This window comes from Exiguobacterium profundum (genome assembly GCF_001909285.1).
GTDB lineage: Bacteria > Bacillota > Bacilli > Exiguobacteriales > Exiguobacteriaceae > Exiguobacterium > Exiguobacterium profundum.
In genome coordinates this window covers 326,826-348,893 of sequence record NZ_MRSV01000001.1, presented here as the reverse complement: position 1 = coordinate 348,893, position 22,068 = coordinate 326,826, and the positions used below count along the sequence as shown (strand labels likewise).

The following is a 22,068-nucleotide window of genomic DNA, read 5'->3' as shown; positions in this document are numbered from 1 at the left end:
TTAGAAACTTCATTATAGAGATAGGAGAATGCATGATGAGATTGAGTGTATTAGACCAGGCGCCGGTCACGTCGGGTCATACAGGAGAACATGCGCTGAACAGCGCGGTCGAGCTCGCACAAGTCGCAGAAGAGTTAGGATATTACCGTATGTGGATGGCGGAGCATCATGGTGGCATGTCGTTCGCCAGCTCGGCTCCAGAGGTCATCACGGCTTATCTGGCAGCTAAGACGAACAAGATTCGTCTCGGGTCCGGCGGCATCATGATGATGCACTACTCGCCACTCAAGATGGCAGAGGTATTCAAGACGCTCAGCGCGCTCGCTCCAGGACGGATTGACTTTGGTGTCGGACGTGCGCCAGGCGGTGATGCGAACGCGATCTATGCGATGTCACAAGGGCAGAAACCGATGATGGATGGACTTTACGAGAAACTCGATACGACGCTTCAATTGATTAAAGATGAGGCACCGGAGGAAAGATGGTATAAAAATACACCGGCTGCTCCGACTGGTGTCAGCCTTCCAGAAGCCTGGTTACTCGGTTCGAGTGGGAACAGCGCCGTGCAGGCCGGACGGATGGGGCTCGGCTATTCGTTTGCCCAGTTCTTTAACGGACAATTGAGTGCCGATACGCTCGACACATACCGTCACCATTTCACGCCGTCTGATTTCATGGAGAAACCGGACATCAGCGTCACGTATTTGGTCACGACGGCAGAGACGGAAGAAGAGGCCGAATATTTGGCCCGACCTTCTGATCTGTCGCGTCTCTTCTTGATGCGTGGTCAATTGAGACAGTTGTTGAGTCCAGAAGCGGCTCATGATTATCCGCTCACGGAGGTCGATAAAATTCATATCGCCAACAACCGAGCCATCCACCTCGTAGGGACGCCGAAACAAATTGCGGAACAGTTACGGGATGAATCGGAACGTTACGGTTTCGATGAGGCGATGATATGTAGCATCCAGCATAAGCAGGAAGATCGCCTGAACGTCTATCGTCTCTTGGCGAATGAATTGCTTTAACCTGAAGAGCACCTTCTCAAGTATGAGAGGGTGTTTTTTTATAAGAGAAAAACGTTTCCCCATTTTTTCAAAGGTTTTCTCCATAGTTTGAGCGAAACCAACTACACTATAAGAAAAAGGAACGGGTGGAGGGATACGATGCAACGGATGAAAGGCGACCCATATTATCTATTCGAGCTGTTCACACGCTTGTATCGAATGGTATTTCTAATGGAAGTGACAGAGGCAGGCTATCGTTACGTAAGTGTGAGCGAACAGGGGAAGGTGGCCTCTTCGCTTCCAAGTGATGTAGAAGGGCGGTATTTACATGAGATGTATCGCTCGGAAGTGGTCGAGGAATTGATTGAACATTATGATGCGGTCGTTGAGACAGGGGAGCCGGTCTACTTCATGTCGCAAATGAACATCGACTCCAATACGGCCCGATTCGCTTCTTCTATGCTTGTACCGATTGAAGATGAGGATGGACTCGTTCGTTATGTACTCGGTTTGACAACTGATTTATCCGAGGAGGCGGAGATCAAGTTGTTAAAGAGTATCGAGCATATGGACTATTTGACCGGTATGCCAAATCTGATGAAAGTCAAATTGGAGCTCGACCAATTGTTCGAGCAACATGATATGGAAGAGACGAGCGTCATGCGCCTTCACATCAACCGTTTCAAGATGATGATGTCGCTTCAAGGTGTGGAGCGCTCGAATCAGTTGATTAAAGACATCACACGTCAATTAGCGAATACGCTTCCGAAAGGTTCAATTATCGGTCGAGTAGACGGTGAAGACTTTATCGCGGTGTTACCTCATACTCCAATCCGGTTGGCATACATGTACGCCGAGCATTTGCTTGACGTGATTGCAGATCATTCGTATCAAGTGGCGGAGGCCGAATTCCCGTTATCGAGTTGTATCGGGATTGGTGCCGGTACAGCGGATGCCGACCGTGTCATCATGAACGCCTCCACGGCTCTGTTGGAAGCGCGTCAGACGGGAAATCAAACGATTCGTTTATATGAACACGATGAGTACGTGCAGCGTTACATCGATGAGATGATGATCGAAACGGAACTGGTCAAAGCGTTGAAGCTAGATGAGTTATACATGGTGTATCAACCGAAAGTGTCGATGGACGGTGCGATTCATTTTGAGGCACTCATTCGCTGGGAGAGTCCTGTTCTCGGATTCATTTCACCTGAAACGTTCATTCGTGTGGCTGAACAGTCACTCTTGATCGAAGACGTGACACGATTCGTCATGAATCGGGTATGTCAGGATGTGTCGTCACAACCTGAGCAGTTTGAAGGGCGCCGCGTGGCTGTGAATGTCTCACCGAATTTATTTCATGAACACCATATGAATGAACTGGTTGCGATCATTGCATCGTATGGTCTTGTGCCAGAACAATTTGAGTTTGAGGTGACCGAGCACACGTTGATGCATGAACCGGTAGCGGCGATCAAAACGGTCGAATCGCTCAAACAACAAGGATTTCGACTGTTGATTGATGACTTTGGGGTCAGTTATTCCTCGTTGAATTATTTGAAGTTGTTCGAGATTGATGGAATCAAGATCGACCGGTCGTTCGTCGCGCAACTCGATCAGGAGAGCGGCATGAAAGAGTATGAAATCGTCAAACTGATTGTCTCGTTGGCCAAAAAGCTAGAGTTAGAGGTGACGGCTGAAGGTGTGGAGACGGAAGAACAATATCGGATCTTACGTCAGCTCGGCTGCGATGAGATTCAAGGGTATTTCTTCAGTCGTCCGATGCCGCTCGCGGAGTTAGAAGAGGCGCTCGGAATCTTGTATTCCCATCAGATGATGTTATCGAAGATCGAGCAGCCTGCGCAGTTGTTGCATCCTTCTCTAGATGAGCGTGAATTGCAACGACTCAAAGCGATATTACGATTGGAAATTTTAAATACGCCACAAGAGGAACGATTTGACCGGATCTCCCGATTGGTCGCACAAACCTTTCAGATGCCAATCGCATTCATTTCGATCATGACGACAGACCAACAGTGGTTCAAATCGTGTGTCGGTATCGAGCTCGAATCCGCTCACCTCAAACGGGAATGGACGTTATGTAATCGGGTTGTCACATCAGAGTCTCCGCTGGTGATTGAAGATGTTGCGGCAGCAGCGATTGAAAGTGACAGTCCTTGGATTGACCGAATCGGATTTTATGCAGGTGTACCGTTGCGGACGAAGCAAGGTCACGTCATCGGCACACTTTGCGTAGTGGATGGGCAGGCGAGAACGTTCTCAGAAGAAAACTTGAAGGCGCTCGAATCGTTTACGCATTGGGTCATGACAGAGATCGAGCACACGGAAGTCTCGAGAAGACAAATCACTCGACAACAATCAATCGAGGCATTGTACGAAGCGACGGCATTGCGTGTACCGTTCCAAGATCAATTGGCCCGGGTTCAAGAAATTTTATTGGAATGGGTCGGTTACTCCCACGGGGTCATCTTCTCGATTGAGCCTTCGCATCGTCTTCTAGTAGAGCATGGGGTCTCTCGTTTGACTTGGGGGGAAGAAGAACTGCATTCCCTACATCAACTGACAACGGTCGGCGCGCAAACGCTTCAGGAAGGTGATCTGATTGTAGACGGTATCGAATTCACGAGGCTAGTCAGTTTTCCTTTGACGCATGCGCATCAAGTGTTTGGCTGGGTCGTTCTTCTCTCGGAGCAAGGCAATTTGAATGATCATCTTGATGAGGAAACGTTGCAAGAGTTGACTGGGACGGTACGATTGCTTGCACGATGGATGGAGAACGGGATTCGAAAGGAACGGAAACAACGCGAGATGATTCGAATCGCAAAACAAGATCAGCTGACCAAACTGTATAATCGTCATACGCTCACGACCGATTTATACAAAAACATGAACCGGACGCCAGCGATTACAGTGACACTGGTCAATCTAGACGATTTTAAAAGAATCAACGATCAGTACGGGCACATGATAGGGGATGAAGTGTTAATTGAAATCGCACAACGATTAAATGAATTCGTCCAGCATGTTGGTGGTCAAGTGTACCGTTTTTCAGACGATGAATTCATGTTGGTGCAAACGGGTCCACTGAGTGGGATTGAACAGCTCAATGAAGTTATTTCCCAGGGAATAGACGCGTCGAATGGTGAAGTCATTCATCTTACGGCAAGTGTTGGCGTCACCCTAGTCAAGTCGACCGACACCGTCGATTCGCTTCTTCAACAAGCAGATGCAGCGATGTATATTGCAAAGAACAATGGAGGAGACCAGTGGTTCCAATATGGTGGATACTCAGATGACAAGGGGATTTAAGTATGGGGAGATTATGGCTGATTGAAGGATTGCCAGGAAGCGGAAAGTCTACATTTGCCGAGAGGCTGCGAGATAAAAGGAATGGCAAGTTCTATTCGGAAGTAGATGCGTCACACCCCGTGGATATGCATGATGTCTATTGGGTCGAGGACAAACCATCAACCGGTCGCATTCTCGATGAAATCGAAAAAGGGTGGCTCGTCCGTTATGATGGTGATGAAGAACGGATCGGAACAGACGTCTACGAGTTACCTTTCGCCCTTCACACACGAATCATGTGCGAACGCTGGCGGCGTTATGTTCAAAAGTTAGATAGGGAGGAAGAGGACGTCATCTTTGAATGTGCGTTGCTCCAAAATCCTTTCACCATTGGAATGGTTGCCCAAGATGTTCCGTTAGCGGACGTGGAAGCATACGTTCAAGAGGTCGCAGACATTCTGAAACCGATTGATCCGATGGTCGTTTATTTGGCATTGGATGACGTTGCACGCATCTTTCCGATTGTATATGATGAACGACCGATGGGATGGCAAAGCGGTTTTGTCGAGTATTATACGAGCGGCACCTATGGTGTGAACCATGCGCATAAGGGTATGGCCGGAACGATTGAGATTTTAGTGGAACGCCAACGACGTGAGCTTGAACTGTTGAAACAATTACCTCTTCGCCACGCTCGGATTCAAAATGATAATCGGCATTCATTCGAAGAATTAACGAATTTATTAGAGGAGGAGTCGATTCGTACATGCAAACCTTAATCAAACATTCGGAACGTTTTTGGTATATGACACCCGTTGACCGTACCGATCGACCAATTCTCGGTGCCGTTATCGGCGATACGCATACGCTGCTCATCGATGCGGGCAATTCCGTTTCGCACGCCTCGTTGTTTTTAGAACAGCTAGAAAAACAAGGCCTACGTGCGCCGTCGATGGTCGCATTGACGCATTGGCATTGGGATCACATCTTCGGTTTACCTGCACTTGAAGGAATAGTCTCCATTGCGAGTGAAGCGACCAAACAGGGAATGGAAAAACTTGTCCCATATGCTTGGGATGATGTCTCTCTCGATGAGCGGGTGGCGGAAGGGATTGAAATCGCATTTTGCGCGGAAGCAATCCGTGAAGAATATGGAGACGCGCGCGACATCAAAATCGTATTACCTACGCTGACGTTTCAAGAATCGCTGACACTCGACCTCGGTGGCGTTCACGTCGTGTTACGACATGTCGGAGGAGACCACGCAAAAGATGCGGTTGTCCTTTACGTCGTAGAAGAACGGGTATTATTTTTAGGAGACGCGTTATACGCAGACATCTATTCTCCGACATGGCGAATGACTCCGGAAGAAACCCTGCGGTTGTTGAATGTATTGGAATCGTTTGATGCTAAACAGATTGTCTGGTCACACGGTGAGATGGTGAGTCGTGAATCCTTCGCAGAAGATTGCCTTGCATTAAGACGAATCGCCACCATTTCGAATAATTTCCCAGGAAATATTGATGAAATCACGCAGTCGTATGCTTCACTCGTCAATCGGGAGATCACCGAGGAAGAGAACGAGTTGATTACGTTTTTTGTGAACGGGACGGTGGGAAGATGACTTACACTATCACGCGGATTCACGAGGAAGACGAGACGTTCCAACAGTTTTTGACCACTCAATTACGTGAGTATAACAACGTTCGTTCGATTTACCATCGTGACATTCGCGAGGCGCACGTGCCGACCATTCAGTTGAAAGTGGAGCAAGAAGGACGGGTGATCGCCGGCTTATATGGGAGTGTGTATTGGGGATGGTTCGATTTGGATCGCCTTTGGGTCGATGCAGACTTTCATGGTCAGGGCATCGGTAGCCAATTGCTTGGAGAAGGGGAGGCGTTAGCGAAGTCGCTCGGTGCGACGCGTGTGAAATTGACGACGTTCTCGTTTCAAGCGAAACCGTTTTATGAGCGATTCGGTTACACGGTAATAGGTGTGCTACCGGACTATCCGCCGGGATCGGATTACTATATGATGATGAAGCAATTATAAAAGGCGACACGAGGTCGCCTTTTTAATACACTTTATCCCCATTGAAGATTGAATTTTTCACCATGACGTAGTCTACGGTGCGCAATGCCTCGAGACTGTCACCACCCGCGTAAGAAATCGCCGATTGGAGGTCTTGCTCCATCTCGGTCAATGTATCTTGTAGTGCCCCTTTGTGTTCGACAAACATCTTTTTCCCCTCGACGTTCTTTCGCTCACCCTTTTGGAACTCAGAAGCAGAACCGAAATACTCTTTCAATTGTTTCCCGTCTTGCTCGAACGTTTCCCCCGGTGATTCATCGTGTCCTGCGAACAATGAACCAATCATGACCATCGAAGCGCCGAAGCGAATCGATTTGGCGATGTCACCGTGAGTACGGATGCCCCCATCCGCGATAATCGGTTTCGTCGCTGCTTTGGCACACCAGCGAAGTGCAGCCAATTGCCAGCCCCCGGTACCAAAACCTGTTTTGATTTTCGTGATACACACTTTACCAGGACCGATTCCAACCTTCGTCGCATCCGCTCCGGCATGCTCTAATTCGCGAACGGCCTCTGGTGTCCCGACGTTCCCCGCGATGACGAATGATCCAGGAAGATGGTGTTTGATATGCTGAATCATTCGGATGACCGCATTCGAATGACCGTGAGCGATATCGATTGTAATAAATTCTGGCGTATGACCGGTGGATTTGAGCATTTCGATAAACCCATACTCTTCTTCCTTCACGCCGACACTGATGGATGCATACAAACCACGCTCATGCATGTCTTGGATAAACGCCAGGCGCGTCTCTGGATTGAAGCGATGCATGATGTAAAAATATCCGTTCTTGGCCAGCATCAATGCGACCTTTTCATCGATAATCGTCTGCATGTTAGCCGGAACGACCGGTAATCGGAACGTGAAGCCACCAAGCTCGACGGTCGGGTTACATTCCGAACGACTGTCGACAATACATTTTGCAGGAATTAATTGAATATCTTCGTAATCAAATACTTTATCCATATATCGCACCCCTATTCACGAACATTAACGTATTGAACAATAAAAAAACTTCGTCCATTCGGTAATATAACGTGAATAGAGTTTAAAGTCAAAGGATAACTCAATCAATTTATCTTAAAAATGAATAAAATTGAATGTATTGATGTTTAATGTTCGGATTTATGATTTATTTTCAATGTTTCACGTGAAAAAAGGACCATTTATTGGTGGTCCTTTGCGAGTGCATATTGATTTCGTCCACCTGCTTTGGCTTCATAGAGAGCGAGGTCGGCACGTTTTAGTAACTGTTTGGTCGACAACCCTTTTACAAATCGAGCACCCCCGACACTTGAAGTCGTAATGAACGTATGTTGGTCGATTTCCCATGGGCGCTGTAGTGCTTGAATGATTTTCTCTGCAACCCGATGTAGGGCACAGGAATCGTTGAAGCGAATGAGAACGGCAAACTCATCACCGCCAAGTCTGGCAATCATATCTTGTTTGCGAAGCACGGATGTCAATCGACGAGCGAGTTGTCGCAAGAGCTCATCGCCCACATCATGACCGAACGTGTCGTTGATTTGTTTGAATCGGTCAACGTCAAGAGCGAGGACGGCCAATTCACCTTGCTCGAATTCGGTTCGATCGATCGCTTCCTCGAGGTAAGCGAGGAAGAAACGACGGTTCGGTAAATCGGTCAGCGTGTCGTGATACGCCAAATGCTTCAGTTGCTTCTCTAGTGCTTTTCGCTGCATGATTTCTCGGCTGACCGTCAAATAGTGTAGGAGAAGTCCGGATTCATCATAGATGGCCTGAATTTTCGTTTCGAGCCAAATCCAGCGCTGGTCAGCATGGAAATGACGAAACTCAAGGGTCAAGGAGATGTCTTCTTCCTTCATTTCTTTCAACTGCTCCCGGACGATCTGGATGTCGTCCGGATGGATATAGTCGAGCGTATTCTTCCCTTCGTAATATCCGGCCGCAAAACCGAGTACGGTACGGTGAGAAGGGGACGCATAACGAACAGTACCATCCCGTTCTAGTATGCAGACGAGGTCACTCATGTTTTCTGTGATCAATCGATATTGTAACTCACTCTGTCTTAACGCTTGTTCCATTTCACGTTTCTCCGTGACATCACGCAAAATCGTTAAGACGGCCGTTTCGCCCTCATAATCGATGAGAAGGCTACTGATATCCATCTGGAGCTTGTCTCCACTCGGAGTCATGATGACCATTTCCGTGTCTTGGACGGGGCCTCCGAGCTCGAGAGAGGCAAGTCGTTGACGGGTGGACTGATGATACTCTTCTGCGATGAATGAAAAAATCGATTCACTCTCTAGATAGGTTTCTCCGATTGTGGCGAGTGCCATCGCGTTCGCATATATAATCTGTCCTTCCTGATGCACAATGATGCCTTCCGGAATGGTTTCAATCAACTGACGGTAACGACGTTCGCTTTCGACCGTGGCACGCTCGGCATTTTTCTCTGGTGTCAAATCGATGATGATCGCAAACAGGCCGGTAATGTTACCGCCGACCTCGATTGGAATGTTGAGGACGGTTAAGTCGAGTCGTTCCCCGGATTGATGTTCAGCATAAATGGAATACTTGTGTGGAATCCCAGACAGCGTGAATTGTAACCCTTTCCTGACTCGAGACCGCTCACTCTCGGGAAGCCAATGCAGGAACGGATGATGAAGCATATCTTGTTCCGTATGACCGGTGATGACCGTGACGGCCGGGTTGACAGATTTGATGTTCAAATGATGGTCGAGTACAAAGATGCCATGTGGAGAATAACGTCGTAGCGACTCGTGATGATCTTTTAAGATCGACAATTCGAGTTCGCGACGCTTCCGTTCCGTCACTTCACGAACGACGGAGACGATATGGGTACAGCGCCCCTCATCATTGAAAATCGGCGTCACTTCTGACTCGAAATAATGAAGGGGGAGCGTCAATACATCATCCGCCTCGACCGTATCCGTATAAAAGGAGTCAGCAAGACGGTAGTCTTCATAGACGACACTCTTTTTTGTACGAATCGCTTCATCGTAATACTGCGTAATAAGTTTAGCGGTCTCGATCGGGACCAACTCATCGATGGTCTTCCCGACATCCGCATCTGACCAATTGATGGCCCGTTTCCCAGGCTCATTTACGAAGACGTAGCGATATGCTGAACCATCGACTTCCATAAAGAACACATAGTCTGAAATTTTATCGAACGTCCGTAGTAAAATCGATGCGTTGGATTGAAGTGTTTGGTCAGCTTTCATCTCGTCTCCCTCATTTCGTTCATTCTATTTTTTACACGTCATTTTTATCTTACCGCATCATTCGATCAAATGTGTGAACTTTCAAAAAAAGACGGGATGTACGTACACCCCGTCAAGCAGCTTCGTTCAGTTGTTTTTGTTCGTTCCGTCCATTCATGACGTAATACAAGAAAATGGTAAAGAGAACGACGCCTGAAAGAATCAAATAAAGTGTCGAGAAGCCCGTCAATGGAATCAACAACCCGATGAAATAAGGACCAAACCCTAGACCGGCATCAAGTGCGATGAAGAAGGTCGATGTCGCCATCCCCATTCGGTGGGGTGGAGAGGCCTTGACGGCGATTGCTTGAGTCCCGGATTGGATATTCCCGAAGCCTAATCCGATTAACGCACCGGCAAGTAGAAGCATCCAACCGCTGTTCGCCTGGCTGAGCACGAGCAGTCCAATCGCGAAGATGGCGATTGCCGGATACATGACGACGTTCGCTCCACGCGCGTCCATCAACTTTCCTGTGATCGGTCGTGATAATAGGACTGCGACCGAATAGACGAGGAAGAAGATGCTCGCCGCCTCGATCAAGTCGAGTTCACTCGCATAGAAGTTGATATAGGACAAGACACTCGAGTAGCTTAGTGCGGCCATCCCGATAATCAAGGCGATCGGTAGCGCTTTTGGTTCGACGAACGATTTTAAAGAGAATCCACGTACGACTTCAGGTGCGTCGACCTCAGGCACATTCACAAAGAACGTGCTCGCCAAACTGATGACCCCGATCACAAAGCAAAGAGCGAAGATGACGGTGAAGCTCGTGTGTTGGCTGAGAAGTAATCCGACGAAGGGCCCGATGGCTGTCGCCAGAGTAGAACTCATGCTGTAGTAACCGATCCCTTCACCTTTTCGTGTTGCAGGAATGACTTGCGCGACGATAGTTCCAGTTGCCGTACTCGACAATCCCATCCCGAGCCCGTGTACGAACCGTGTCAGCAATAAGAAACCGACACCCCAATGGACGAAGTACAATAAAATCGTGGCGGTGAAAAAGACGAGCCCGATATATAGTGTCTTCTTCCGACCAATCGAATCGATCAGTCGACCGATGAACAAGCGCCCGGTCAGCGTCCCGATGATGAAGATGCCGGTGACGAGTCCCGCTTGACTCGTGGTCGCCCCGTACGACTCGACGGCATGCACCCCGATGGTGACCATCAATAAGAAAAAGATGAGCGTCAGGAAAAAGTTGATGAGCGAGATGATTAAAAAGTCTCTCGTCCAAAGTTTTTGAATAGGTTGTTGCATCATACGTGACGTCTCCTTTTCTTCAAATTCGAATAGTTAATAAACATAACTAAAAGAGTATACCAAATCAAATTAAGATTGTCTGAGATGATGCATTACATGCAGTGAATGGCAGACATGAAAAAACTCGACTCGGAAATCGAGTCGAGTCAAGTAATATCGTTAGGCACGGTCCCAGAAGCGGGCAGTCGCAATCCCATCGATGAACGCATTGAATCCATCGAGGTTATGCTCGTCAAACGTGAAGACACCAGGTTGATCTTGCTTCACGCGGCATGTGGCGAGTGCCTCTTTATGGTGTACGTGTAGAGCGAGCGGTTTATAGTGCTTGTACGTGTTCTCGATAAATTCGAGCACATCATCCTCGACAGTCGTCGCGGCACTCACCAAGAAGGCGGCATCGAAGAGGCTCGAGTCGACCGTATCGTACGTCTCCTTCACTTTCAAGTCACCAAGCATATACGCCTTCTTGCCGACAAGGCTGTAGTTGACGTTGTGATCGGCGAGCGTCTGCACCCACTGTTTCACCTGATTCGCATCCACGTCACCGGCAAGGAGAAGGGCGACGCTCTTCGTATCGGGCTTTTTGATTGTGTTCGCCATCGAGAGGGCAGGGGACGTCTTATCTGACTTGACCTCGTTGTTCTCTTCTGGCACATGTACTCCTAAGTTGTCGGCGACGACTTCAGCGAGATGACGATCGATGCGGTTCAATAAATCGACGGCATTCTCTTTCACCATGTCCGACTCACATTTTCCGAGCTCAAAACTGCAGGCATCTTGGATGTGTTGTTTTTCGACATCGGTCATGCTGTTATAGAAGAGTTTCGCCTGTGAATAGAAATCAAGGAAGCTGTCGCTACGTCCCCGAATCTTATGTCCATCGATTTTCTCTTGATAGTGCTCAAATCCACCTTGATCGGCTGGCACAGGTTCCGGCTGATTATTGTTGAGCGCATTTTTATGGTAGCTCGTCTGACCTTTGTGGACGGCCATTTGATGCATCCCGTCCCGCTGGTTGTTGTGGAAAGGACAGACGGGCTTGTTGATTGGGATCTGGTGGAAGTTTGGTCCACCGAGACGTGAAAGCTGCGTGTCCGTATACGAGAACAGACGACCTTGTAAGAGCGGATCGTTCGAGAAGTCGATTCCTGGGACGAGATGACCCGGGTGGAAGGCGACTTGTTCGGTTTCCGCGAAAAAGTTGTCGACGTTCCGGTTGAGTGTCATCTTCCCGACGAGTTTCACTGGAATCTCTTCTTCCGGCCACAGTTTGGTCGGGTCTAAGATGTCGAAGTCGTAGTTGAACTCGTCTTCTTCCGGGATCAGCTGCAGGCCGAGCTCCCATTCCGGATAGTCGCCTTTATTGATGGCTTCATACAAGTCGACACGGTGGAAGTCAGCGTTTTTCCCGACTGCCTTTTGGGCTTCGTCCCATACTTGTGAATGAACCCCGAGCTTCGGTTTCCAATGGAATTTGACGAAATGCGCTTTTCCTTCCGCATTTACGAGACGGAACGTATGCACCCCGAATCCTTCCATCATGCGTAGACTACGCGGAATCCCCCGGTCACTCATTGCCCACATGACCATATGGGCTGTTTCATGGTTTTGTCCGACGAAATCCCAAAACGTATCGTGCGCGCTTCCCCCTTGCGGCACTTCCGTATGTGGTTCAGGCTTCACGGCATGAACGAGGTCAGGGAACTTGATGGCATCTTGGATAAAGAAGACCGGAATGTTGTTTCCGACTAAATCATAGTTCCCTTCGTCTGTATAGAACTTCGTCGCAAAACCACGGACGTCACGTACCGTATCCGCGGACCCGCGTGAGCCTTGGACGGTCGAGAAACGGACGAATACCGGTGTCGTCTTCGAAGGGTCATTCAAAAAGTTCGCTTTTGTGAACTCGGCGAGCGGTTCATACACCTGGAACTCCCCGTGTGCCCCGACGCCGCGCGCGTGGACGATTCGTTCCGGAATCCGTTCATGGTCGAAGTGGGTCATCTTTTCGCGGAAATGGAAATCCTCGATCAATGTCGGACCACGACGTCCTGCTTTCAGCGAGAATTCGTCTTCCGCCATCTTCAGACCTTGGTTTGTCGTCAAGCCAGCTTGTTGTTCGTTATCAATCGTATGTTGTTTTAACTGCTCTTCTTTCTTGTTCCCCATGTGATTGCCTCCCTTAAGTATGACTGACCGTCGTAAGTCGCGTTTTGACCTACTGTATCGGTGTTCCCTAACGCCAATAAAAAAATCCCTCTTTTTCAAAAAAGAGAGATTTCACACAAATATTTATAACGCGGCCCACACATGTTGTTTCAATACGATTTGTTGTACCGTTTTTGGGTCGAGTTCGTATTTTGTGGCAATGATGCGTGTTACTTTCGCTTTCGCATCGGGGTCGTCAGGATTTTGTTTCGTATATTGATTTTGCCATGACCTCCAAATTTGAATCTCTGCATCGGTCAATTTGGTCGCCCATTCTTTTTCTCGAAGTTGCCAACCGAACATCATCTCGTCTGTTTGACCGGGTTCCACCCAGTCTGCAAGTGCATAGTCGCCTTCCGGAGCGAATACGGCTTCACCAAGTGGCGGTTCCGTCCCGATATAGGCAGCATCATCATAAAATCGTAACAAGGCGGCCTGGAACTGATCAGACTGTTTCACGTCATCGATGACGTCATGGCTGACAGATTGAAGCTCATCCGTACTCGGTTCACCATGTACGACGATATCATATTCGAACCGAGTGATACCGTCTTCTTCAATGGGAGTACGTTCTTCAATCGTATATATTTCCTCGGAAATGGATGCTTGTTCAGCCTTTAACTGCGTCGTGGGGACGGATTCCTGTGGCCAAAACCAGAAGGCGCAACCGAGAGGGACAAGGAATACGGCAAGACGACGTAGTCGGTACACCCTGTTTGATTTTCTTTTTTTCTTCAATCCAAAAACACTCCTTCAATTATGTAACAATCCCCAAAATGTCGAGGATTACGTTCGATCTAAACGAACGAGGTCCGCATCGGGATGCGACTGACCACGAACGAGAGCACTCAAAATACGAGAGCCAAGCATGCTATACACGGTCCCATTTCCCCCATATCCGAGCAAGTAAAACAAGTTCGGTCGATTCGGGTGCTCCCCGATGAACGGGAGTTGGTCCACCGACTCTCCAAACAAGGCGACCCAAGCATAATCGACTTCTAGGTCATACATCGGGAAGAGCTCGGCGATTTTTTCTTTCACTCGTTCCGCCCGATCGTTCATGAGCGCCTCATCGTGCGGCGTTTCGGCCTGGTCTTCGTCAAGCCCACCCGCGATAATTCGCCCGTCCGGAGTCGTGCGTAGATAGAGATATGGTCGTTTCGTCTCCCAAATGAGCGCGCGTCCTTCCCATTCGCTGAATTCGGCGATTGGATTCGTTGCGATGGCGTATGAGCGATTCAAATCGATCCGATGGGAGTCGAGTAGCGGAGCTGGCCCATAACCTGTCGCAAAGATGACTTTATTCGCTTTAAATGTCCCGTTCGAGGTGAACACAATCCATCCATCACCATCAGACACGACCTCATCCACCGACGTCTCTTCAAAAATCGGGACGTGTTGTTTTGATAAATGGCGGATGATTTGACGACTGAGCGTGAGCGGATTGACCTCGGCATCGCCTTTTGTGATGAGGGCCGCCGGTTTTTCAAATGGGAAGCGTTCACGTAGTGCCTCACGATCCAACCACTCTACATCAAAACCGTGTTTGGCTAGCATCTCATACTCACGTTGCAATTTGGCAACATCGTCCTCTTCACTCGCAAAACAAAGGCTGTCCCGTCGAATATATATATCGGATGCATCGACATCTTTCGCCACCTGGTCGAGCGATTCGACCGCGTCGAGACATAATTGATAGAAGCGTACCGCTGCCGCTTCTCCAATTTTTTCTGCAAGTTCATGTAACATGATGTCATTTGAATATTGAATTAAACCGGTATTTGCTGATGTGCTTCCTGTACCGACTTTTCGCCCATCGAGCACCGCAAAATCGACTCCATCCTGCTGAAGCGTATAGGCCGTCAACGTTCCAGACATGCCGGCTCCGATGACGAGTACGTCGTAATGCTCTTTTTTGTCAGGTCTTTCTAACACGACATCCTCTGATTCGGTCGTTGGCCAATATAAATCTCCGTTATACAATTCCATCGGTCTCATCCTCCATGATATTCAGTATCTTCCTCTTTATCCCCGCTTCAAGAGAGGTGAAACCAAAAAACCGCAGACGATGTGTCTGCGGTTCAACATGTTATTTCTTGATGATGATTGATGAAGGAGAAGCACCTTTCGTATATGTGATGCGTTGGACATGTTTCGCCCCACGAATCTCAGCAAGGTTTTTCCCGTCAACGATTACTTCTTTTACCGTCGCGCCTTTGAAGTCGATGATGGCACCGGCTTCTTTCGGTTTCACTTGAACGACGACATTTTTCAACGGTTCTCCTGTCAATTCCGTGTATACGCCACGAACGAAGATACCGTTTTTAAAGTTCGTGCCTTTTCCGATTGTCACGCCGATGTAATCCTCTTGAAGGACGAGGCGAGCAGCTTTATGGTTTTCTACAGTGTAACGCGTCAATTCCACTTCTGGTTCCGGTGTGAAGTCGATTTGTGCAAGTACTGGATCATGGTCACTCGCACGCCCTGACATCTCAGTGAAGTCCGAGTTGACGTGAATCATGTCAATTTTCGTAGAAGCGGCCAAGCGGTTCGAGACGAGGATATGATCGAGTACTTGTGAGTTCCCTTGATACACATACGAGTAGCGGTCGACAGCAGGAACTTTCTCGACCATGTTCGTCATCAAGTCACCTTTAAAGATTTGGAGCGCATCCGAGAATTCGAAATCGTTGAAGTCACCAAGTGCTACAACATTCGCTTCTGGATTCTTCGTCTTCACGTCTGCGACGAAGTTGTGGACGACTTGTGCGATTTTCTTACGTTGCACTTCACTTCCGAGTACGACCGGTTGTTGTGACCCGAAGAAGCCGGTGTCACCACCTTTTGAGTTCCAGTGGTTCGCGATCACGATGACGTTCTCGCCTTGGAAGTCGAATTGAGCAGCCAATGGTTTACGTGAACGATCGAACGCTTCGTTCGTCGGATCGATACGTCCCGGATTGTGCGTCAATTTCCCGTCAGCGTATCCGACGGCCGTCGTCGCGTCACCGGCAGGCATTCCCTCCGTCAATGACACGCGCTCAGGATCGTACAAGAAGCCGACACGGATGTTGGCATCCGGTGCACCACCGTCTTGGTTGTTCTCTGGGTCGATGTTGACGTATTTATATGTCTTCCCACCGACAGCGACAATGTTATCGATTAAGCGCTGATAGCTCTGGTCAGCGGCAGAACCTGCCCCTTTATCCTGTCCATCGTTGTCCTGTACTTCCGTCACACCGATGATGTCAGGGCTGTTCAATTCGTTGACGAACGCTTTCGCCAGTTTGAGTGCCTTTTCATCTGATGTTTCTTTGATGTTGTTCGAGAAGTTCTCTAAGTTATACGATGCAATCGTTAATTGATCTTCTTCTGCCTCGATGAATGTCTTCTCACGCTGCGCATCTCCTTTGACGAAGGCAGCTTTCATGTCTTCAAGTGAGGCTTGAATCTTATAGTTACCGAATGAATAGCCGACGACACCGACGATCGGTCCGTTGAAACGGTCGCCCGTCGCGACATCGAAGTCACGAGCTTCTGCATTTGGTTCGAGACGGAACTGAATGCGTTCTGGGTTCGCGTCGTTCTTTTTCAATAAGACACCGCCATTATATGTCTCTGTTGGCGTATCTTCGAGAACTGTGACTAAGTCACCATATTCTTGTGGTCCAACCGATTTCAAGTTGTTCGTTTGAACGCGCATCCCTTCAAGGCTCTCCCAGAAGTCGATGGCATCCTTCTCCGGGTTGAAGACGGCGAGGTTATCGCTGTCGATAAACTCGGTCGGAAGGTTTGAGGCATCAATCGTAATTGGAGTCGGAAGTGTCACGCCGCTCGCGACGACTTCAACTTTTCCGTTACGCGTATCGATTTGTGTCATCTTCATATCCGTCTGTTGGCGATCACTATATCCTTCGATTGCGTACTCGCTCACTTTTCCGTTCACTTTTACGAGGTCCCCGACTTGAATGCCAGCAATCGAACGTCCGCCGTAAAGGACAATCCCTTCAGATGTCCGTGCATCGTCATCGGCTTCCGAATCAGGCGTTTGGATGAAGTAATAGGTCGTTCCACTTGAGACGAACGTAGACGTGACGATTCCTTCGACACCTTCAACCGTCTGTCCGTTCATCGGAGTCGTATGGTTCGCACCTTGGATGTCGTGAATGCGAATCTTGTCTGTGATCTTATAAGAGAACGTTGAGACGGCGCTGAATGTGTCTCCCGTTTTCACGACCGTCTTCAATGTCGTCGAGTTTTCAATGCGGATTGGGTTTTCGTAACGAAGCCCATTCTCTTTTGGATCAGAGCCGTCGAGCGTATAGAAAATCTCAGCGTCTGCTGTCGTTGTCGAGAGCGTCACGTCTTGTGGACCAACGAATGTACCGGCACCTGGTTTCGCGACAGCCGGCCGAAGAACGGACGTATCGATAACCGTGTCCGCCGGGTCACGAGGGATGATTTGGTACGTATCGTCAAACTGTTGAACGATTCCTGTGATCGATGAATAGTTCACATCCGTCTGTAAATCAAGGATGCCTCGCTCGTCGCGAACGATGAACTCTTTTGTTCCATCCGTCGCCGTCAAGTTCTGACCGCTACCTGTGAGTGTGACATTTTTGACGGTGACGAGTTCTGATTCCACGTCCTCGTTGATTTGTTCCCCTGTCAAGACTTGGGCAGTAGGAAGTGTTGCTGCCTGTTTCGAGACGACGACGGCATTGTTCAATTGAAGAAGCTCACGATATGAACCGACGACCCCTGTGACAACGATCTCATCTCCGACGTTGACGGCAAGAGATGTCGGACGGATAGACAGACCGCCTGTCGCGTCTTGAACGGAGATGGTGTTCGCTAATTTAGCCGTGACGACTCCTTTTACGGTGACCGTCTCATTTTCTGCCTTTGTTCGTGCATCAGCAATTGAAATTGGTGTGATTGGTGCAGGAGGCTCCGTTGTGCCGCCATCTCCGTATTCGACGCCTTGGAACGTATGTAACCCGAGATTGTCGAACGTGTCTTGTGGTGTCGATGACCATTCGACAGCCGGATCGAAGGCATCACTGCCATCACTGTCTCCCTTTGCGACCGTGTCTTTACGGATGAGTGATTGGTCAGCAGTCGCAACGGTCGTTCCCCATTTTGTCCCTGGGTCGAAGCCGAGTTGACCGAAGACATCCAGAACCGTGTCTCCTTTTTTCAAGACGATCGTGTCATCCCCGTTGAAGTTCGTCACGGCGCTCGTCGTATCCGATTTTGCTTTCAATGTGTCCGACGCACTGCCGTTCACAATGACATATGTAGCTCCTGGTGCGAGTGTGCCCGTCAAATTCAATGTATTTCCGGCAGTCGTACCTCCGTTTGAATACAGTTCAATTTTGTAAGCGGAAAGGTCGATTGTCGCGTTCGTTCCGTTGAATAACTCGATTGCTTTATTGTTGCTCGATCCTTCTACGTACTCTGAAATGAAGAGGTCTGATGCGTTCAACGTCTCGGCGTTTACGTTTGCCGCAATCGGTGTCATACTGCTGACGATGAGTCCTGCTGATAAGGCGAGGCCAGTGACTGCCTTAAATGATTGTGTTGGTTTCCCCATGTGTAAGTCTCCCTTAGATGTAATGGTCTAATCCGATTTCCCCAACTCGCGTCGTTATAAATAAGTGAATTTATATCCTCCTTTTTCAAAAAAACGACATGATAGCGCTTACATTACTTTTCTTGTGACGAATTCCTTGAAAAATTATTCGTGTATTGTCAAAAATAACACGTTCATTTCCCAAGTTTTTTACTACATGTTAAACATAACCAAGCAGACGTCAGAACTCAATCCACTAAACACGAAGTTATGATTACATTTTGATTACAAGGTAAATGTAGTCGGAAGAACTTGACGAGTAGCTTAAGAACTCTTACACTCTTCTAATACGAATTAATTGTATCGGTTAAGTTGGAATTAAAGGAGGCACTAATGAAAGCAGTCAATTACCCAGTCATTCCTGGAGCAGGCGCGTTTTATTATGAAGGAAACGAAATCGGTATTTTGCTTTGTCACGGCTTTAACGGGACACCTCAGAGTGTACAGGACGTCGGAATTGAGTTGATGAAGCAAGGGTTTACGGTGTATGCCCCGCGCTTGAAAGGGCATGGGACACATCCGGAAGACTTTCGATGTTCCACGCATCGATGTTGGTATAAAAGTGTGACGAAAGGAATCGAGCGATTACGCGAGTCGTGTCAGACGGTCATCGTCGTCGGTCAGTCAATGGGTGGGACGTTGGCACTCAAGGCTGCCCTTGAAGGAAAGGCGGATGCGATTGTGACAATCAATGCCGCGTTATCGGTACCAGGATATGCGTGTCATGCGTCGGATACCGAGTGTCGATTTATCGACGAAGATGCGCCCGACATCTTGGCAAAAGACGTATATGAGATTGTCTATGACCGTGTGCCTACAAGAGCGATTCGGGAATTGCTTTCGCTGATTGACGAGGTGCGACCGCACGTCGGAGCGGTTGATGTGCCGACATATGTCATCCATTCTGCTGTCGACAACGTGGTGCCGCCTTCCGACTCCATCTGGTTGTTTGAGCAGTTACAAGGAACAAAAGAATACGCGGTGCTACCAAACTCGTATCACGTCGCGACAATGGACCATGATTGGAAGCATTTGTCGAAGCTGATCACGACCTTCTGTGAACAGGTTGGGGCGCGCCATCAAAATGCAGTGTAAAAACTGCATTTTTTTGTGGGCTGATTCTTTGCAAACGCTTGCACTAGTGCTATGGTAGATGTGAATCATACCTTATTGTAGGAGGCAAGGTGCCGTATGGAGACGTTGTTCAGCCAAACGAAACAAACAGAAATCAGTCGTGTATGGTGGAAAGAGGCCATCGCCTATCAAATTTATCCACGAAGTTTCAACGATTCGAACGGGGATGGAATCGGTGATCTTCGCGGAATCATTGAAAAGCTCGATTACTTAGAAGACCTTGGAATTGATGTCATTTGGATTTGTCCGATGTACAAATCGCCAAATGATGATAACGGATATGATATCAGTGACTATCAAGACATTATGGACGAGTTTGGGACGATGGAGGATTTTGATGCCTTGCTAGAGGCGGTGCATGCACGAGGGATGAAACTGTTGCTCGACCTCGTTGTCAACCATACGTCGGACGAACATCCATGGTTCCTTGAATCGAAAAGCTCGAAAGACAATCCGAAACGGGATTGGTACATTTGGCGAGATGGGAAAGATGGGATGCCACCGAGTAACTGGGCGAGTATCTTTGGCGGGTCCGCTTGGGAATATAATGAACAGACCGATCAATATTACTTGCACGTCTTCTCGAAGAAACAACCCGATTTGAATTGGGAGAATCGTGAAGTTCGGACGGCTGTCTATGACATGATCAACTGGTGGCTCGATAAAGGAGTCGACGGATTCCGTGTCGATGCGATCAGTCATATTAAAAAGATGCCGACGGAGACGATGTTACCTTCTCCGGACGGGAAATCGATCGTTACGGCGTTTTCGATGTACTCGAATATCGATGGAATCCATGAATATCTACAAGAGATGAAGCGAGAAACGTTCTCCAAATACGACATTATGACGGTTGGGGAGACGAATGGCATTGAGCCGGAAGAAGCCGACCAATGGATGGGACCAGAGAATGGTGCGATGAATATGGCCTTTCACTTTGATCATGTCGATATCATGCGACGGTCGCGTCTTGCCCCGCTCGATGTCGTCGAGCTGAAACGAATCTTCGATAAATGGCAGCAGGGGTTACGCGAAACTGGATGGAACGCATTATACATTGAAAACCATGACATGGTGCGAGCGGTATCTCTCGTCGGGGATGAGCATCATTATTGGCGTGAAAGTGCCACGGCGCTTGGGATGATGTACTTCTTCATGCACGGGACACCATTCATTTATCAAGGACAAGAGATTGGGATGAAGAATGTGCCGCTCCCATCTATTCATGACTATGATGATGTCGCGACGAAAAACGAGTACTTCGAACGGATCGCGAACGGGATGAGTGAAATCGACTCGATGCAACAAGTATGGGGCACATCTCGTGATAACGTCCGGACACCGATCCAGTGGGATGCCTCACCTTATGCCGGTTTCTCGACGACGACCCCATGGATGCCGATTCACGAAGAGTATGAGACGCTCAACGTCGAAGCACAGCGAAACGACCAGCACTCCATTCTGTCGTTCTATAAGGAGATGATCCGTCTTCGTCGAGCTGAGGAGACGTTTACGTATGGTCGTTATCGTGACGTCTTGCCTGAACATAAGCAAGCCTTCGTCTATGAGCGTACGTTTGAGAACAACCGATTCTTCGTGGTCGTCAACTTGACCGCCAATCCGGCAGAAGTGACCGTTCCGGAAATTGCAGGCGCCACGCTTGTCATGACGAATGAGATTGACCCCGAGACGATTGATACGGAAACGTTTATGCTTCGACCATTCGCAGCACGGTTATATCGTTTATGATAGAAAGGTACCTTCCTAGGAGGGTACCTCTTTTGAATGAAGGGTGGGACGAGGATGCATACGATTGAATTTTCTAATGACAACGAGGTCGTACGCATGGTCATTGGTGGTGCCGATCGCGAACGGTTGGAATTGATGATTGATGAGCGACGCGTTACGATTTACGTGAAAGCGTATCTCGATTTTGGAGAGGCGTTCGCTAAGGCGTTTCATTCGTTGAAAGGGACGGCCGCACTCCGTGATGTGGAAGGACAGTATGTCATGGATGTGACCTTTTCGCATCGAGGGGTCAGCGTTCGATTGCATGATCCGTTTCCTAAGAAGACGCTTCAGACCGATCAAAGTTACATGACAGAAACGATGCGACAAATTGGCATCTGGAATAGGCTGTGACAAATGAGGGA

The 22,068-nt window shown here is 48.5% G+C and carries 15 protein-coding genes; 8 read left to right on the top strand and 7 right to left on the bottom strand.

Translation table 11 applies throughout. The features are described from left to right. The first annotated feature begins 35 nt into the window (after positions 1-35). From BBB58_RS01905 to BBB58_RS01885, 5 genes are all read left to right on the top strand, one after another. The gene (locus tag BBB58_RS01905) at positions 36-1,028 is read left to right on the top strand and encodes an LLM class flavin-dependent oxidoreductase (protein WP_074035150.1); all 993 of its coding nucleotides are present in this window, start codon (positions 36-38) and stop codon (positions 1,026-1,028) included. A 138-nt stretch (positions 1,029-1,166) separates the two neighbouring features. Continuing rightward, a complete protein-coding gene (locus tag BBB58_RS01900; protein ID WP_074035149.1) occupies positions 1,167-4,337 on the top strand; it encodes an EAL domain-containing protein in 3,171 nt (1,056 codons plus the stop codon). Positions 4,338-4,339: 2 nt separating this feature from the next. Beyond that, entirely contained in the window at positions 4,340-5,095 is a 756-nt protein-coding gene (locus BBB58_RS01895; RefSeq protein ID WP_074035148.1) for a P-loop NTPase family protein, read from the top strand. Further along, positions 5,083-5,940, top strand: a complete 858-nt coding sequence (locus BBB58_RS01890) for an MBL fold metallo-hydrolase (protein ID WP_074035147.1) — start codon at positions 5,083-5,085, stop codon at positions 5,938-5,940. The genes BBB58_RS01895 and BBB58_RS01890 overlap by 13 nt, the downstream gene beginning before the upstream one ends. Beyond that, a complete protein-coding gene (locus BBB58_RS01885; RefSeq protein WP_074035146.1) occupies positions 5,937-6,371 on the top strand; it encodes a GNAT family N-acetyltransferase in 435 nt (144 codons plus the stop codon). The genes BBB58_RS01890 and BBB58_RS01885 overlap by 4 nt, the downstream gene beginning before the upstream one ends. A 22-nt stretch (positions 6,372-6,393) precedes the next feature. On the opposite strand, the gene guaC is transcribed toward BBB58_RS01885, so the two are convergent. The 7 genes from guaC to BBB58_RS01850 form a co-directional block, all read right to left on the bottom strand. Further along, on the bottom strand, positions 6,394-7,377 hold the full coding sequence (gene guaC, locus BBB58_RS01880) for a GMP reductase (protein ID WP_074035145.1): 984 nt from the start codon (positions 7,375-7,377) through the stop codon (positions 6,394-6,396). A gap of 200 nt (positions 7,378-7,577) precedes the next feature. Then, complete coding sequence (locus BBB58_RS01875) at positions 7,578-9,638, bottom strand: PAS domain S-box protein (protein WP_074035144.1); 2,061 nt, start codon at positions 9,636-9,638, stop codon at positions 7,578-7,580. 112 nt (positions 9,639-9,750) lie between these two features. Then, entirely contained in the window at positions 9,751-10,935 is a 1,185-nt protein-coding gene (locus BBB58_RS01870; protein ID WP_074037854.1) for an MFS transporter, read from the bottom strand. A gap of 162 nt (positions 10,936-11,097) precedes the next feature. Beyond that, positions 11,098-13,107, bottom strand: coding sequence for a catalase (locus BBB58_RS01865; RefSeq protein WP_074035142.1), 2,010 nt, complete (start codon positions 13,105-13,107; stop codon positions 11,098-11,100). 123 nt (positions 13,108-13,230) lie between these two features. Next, a complete protein-coding gene (locus BBB58_RS01860) occupies positions 13,231-13,884 on the bottom strand; it encodes a hypothetical protein (RefSeq protein ID WP_074035141.1) in 654 nt (217 codons plus the stop codon). Between the two features lie 48 nt (positions 13,885-13,932). Then, positions 13,933-15,135 carry an NAD(P)/FAD-dependent oxidoreductase gene (locus BBB58_RS01855; protein ID WP_074035140.1) on the bottom strand — a complete coding sequence of 401 codons (1,203 nt, stop codon included), beginning with the start codon at positions 15,133-15,135 and terminating at the stop codon, positions 13,933-13,935. Positions 15,136-15,235: 100 nt separating this feature from the next. Then, positions 15,236-18,742 (bottom strand): DUF8508 domain-containing protein, encoded by a 3,507-nt coding sequence (locus BBB58_RS01850; protein ID WP_074035139.1) that lies wholly within the window; start codon positions 18,740-18,742, stop codon positions 15,236-15,238. 372 nt (positions 18,743-19,114) lie between these two features. Here BBB58_RS01850 and BBB58_RS01845 point away from each other — a divergent pair, with 372 nt between their 5' ends. The 3 genes from BBB58_RS01845 to BBB58_RS01835 all read left to right on the top strand — a co-directional run bounded on the left by BBB58_RS01845 (position 19,115) and on the right by BBB58_RS01835 (position 22,057). Further along, positions 19,115-19,876, top strand: coding sequence for an alpha/beta hydrolase (locus tag BBB58_RS01845; protein WP_074035137.1), 762 nt, complete (start codon positions 19,115-19,117; stop codon positions 19,874-19,876). 132 nt (positions 19,877-20,008) lie between these two features. Further along, positions 20,009-21,664 (top strand): glycoside hydrolase family 13 protein, encoded by a 1,656-nt coding sequence (locus tag BBB58_RS01840; RefSeq protein ID WP_074037853.1) that lies wholly within the window; start codon positions 20,009-20,011, stop codon positions 21,662-21,664. 54 nt (positions 21,665-21,718) lie between these two features. Further along, positions 21,719-22,057: a hypothetical protein gene (locus tag BBB58_RS01835; RefSeq protein WP_143180208.1), complete on the top strand. Its 339-nt coding sequence runs from the start codon at positions 21,719-21,721 to the stop codon at positions 22,055-22,057. Positions 22,058-22,068 lie beyond the last annotated feature (11 nt).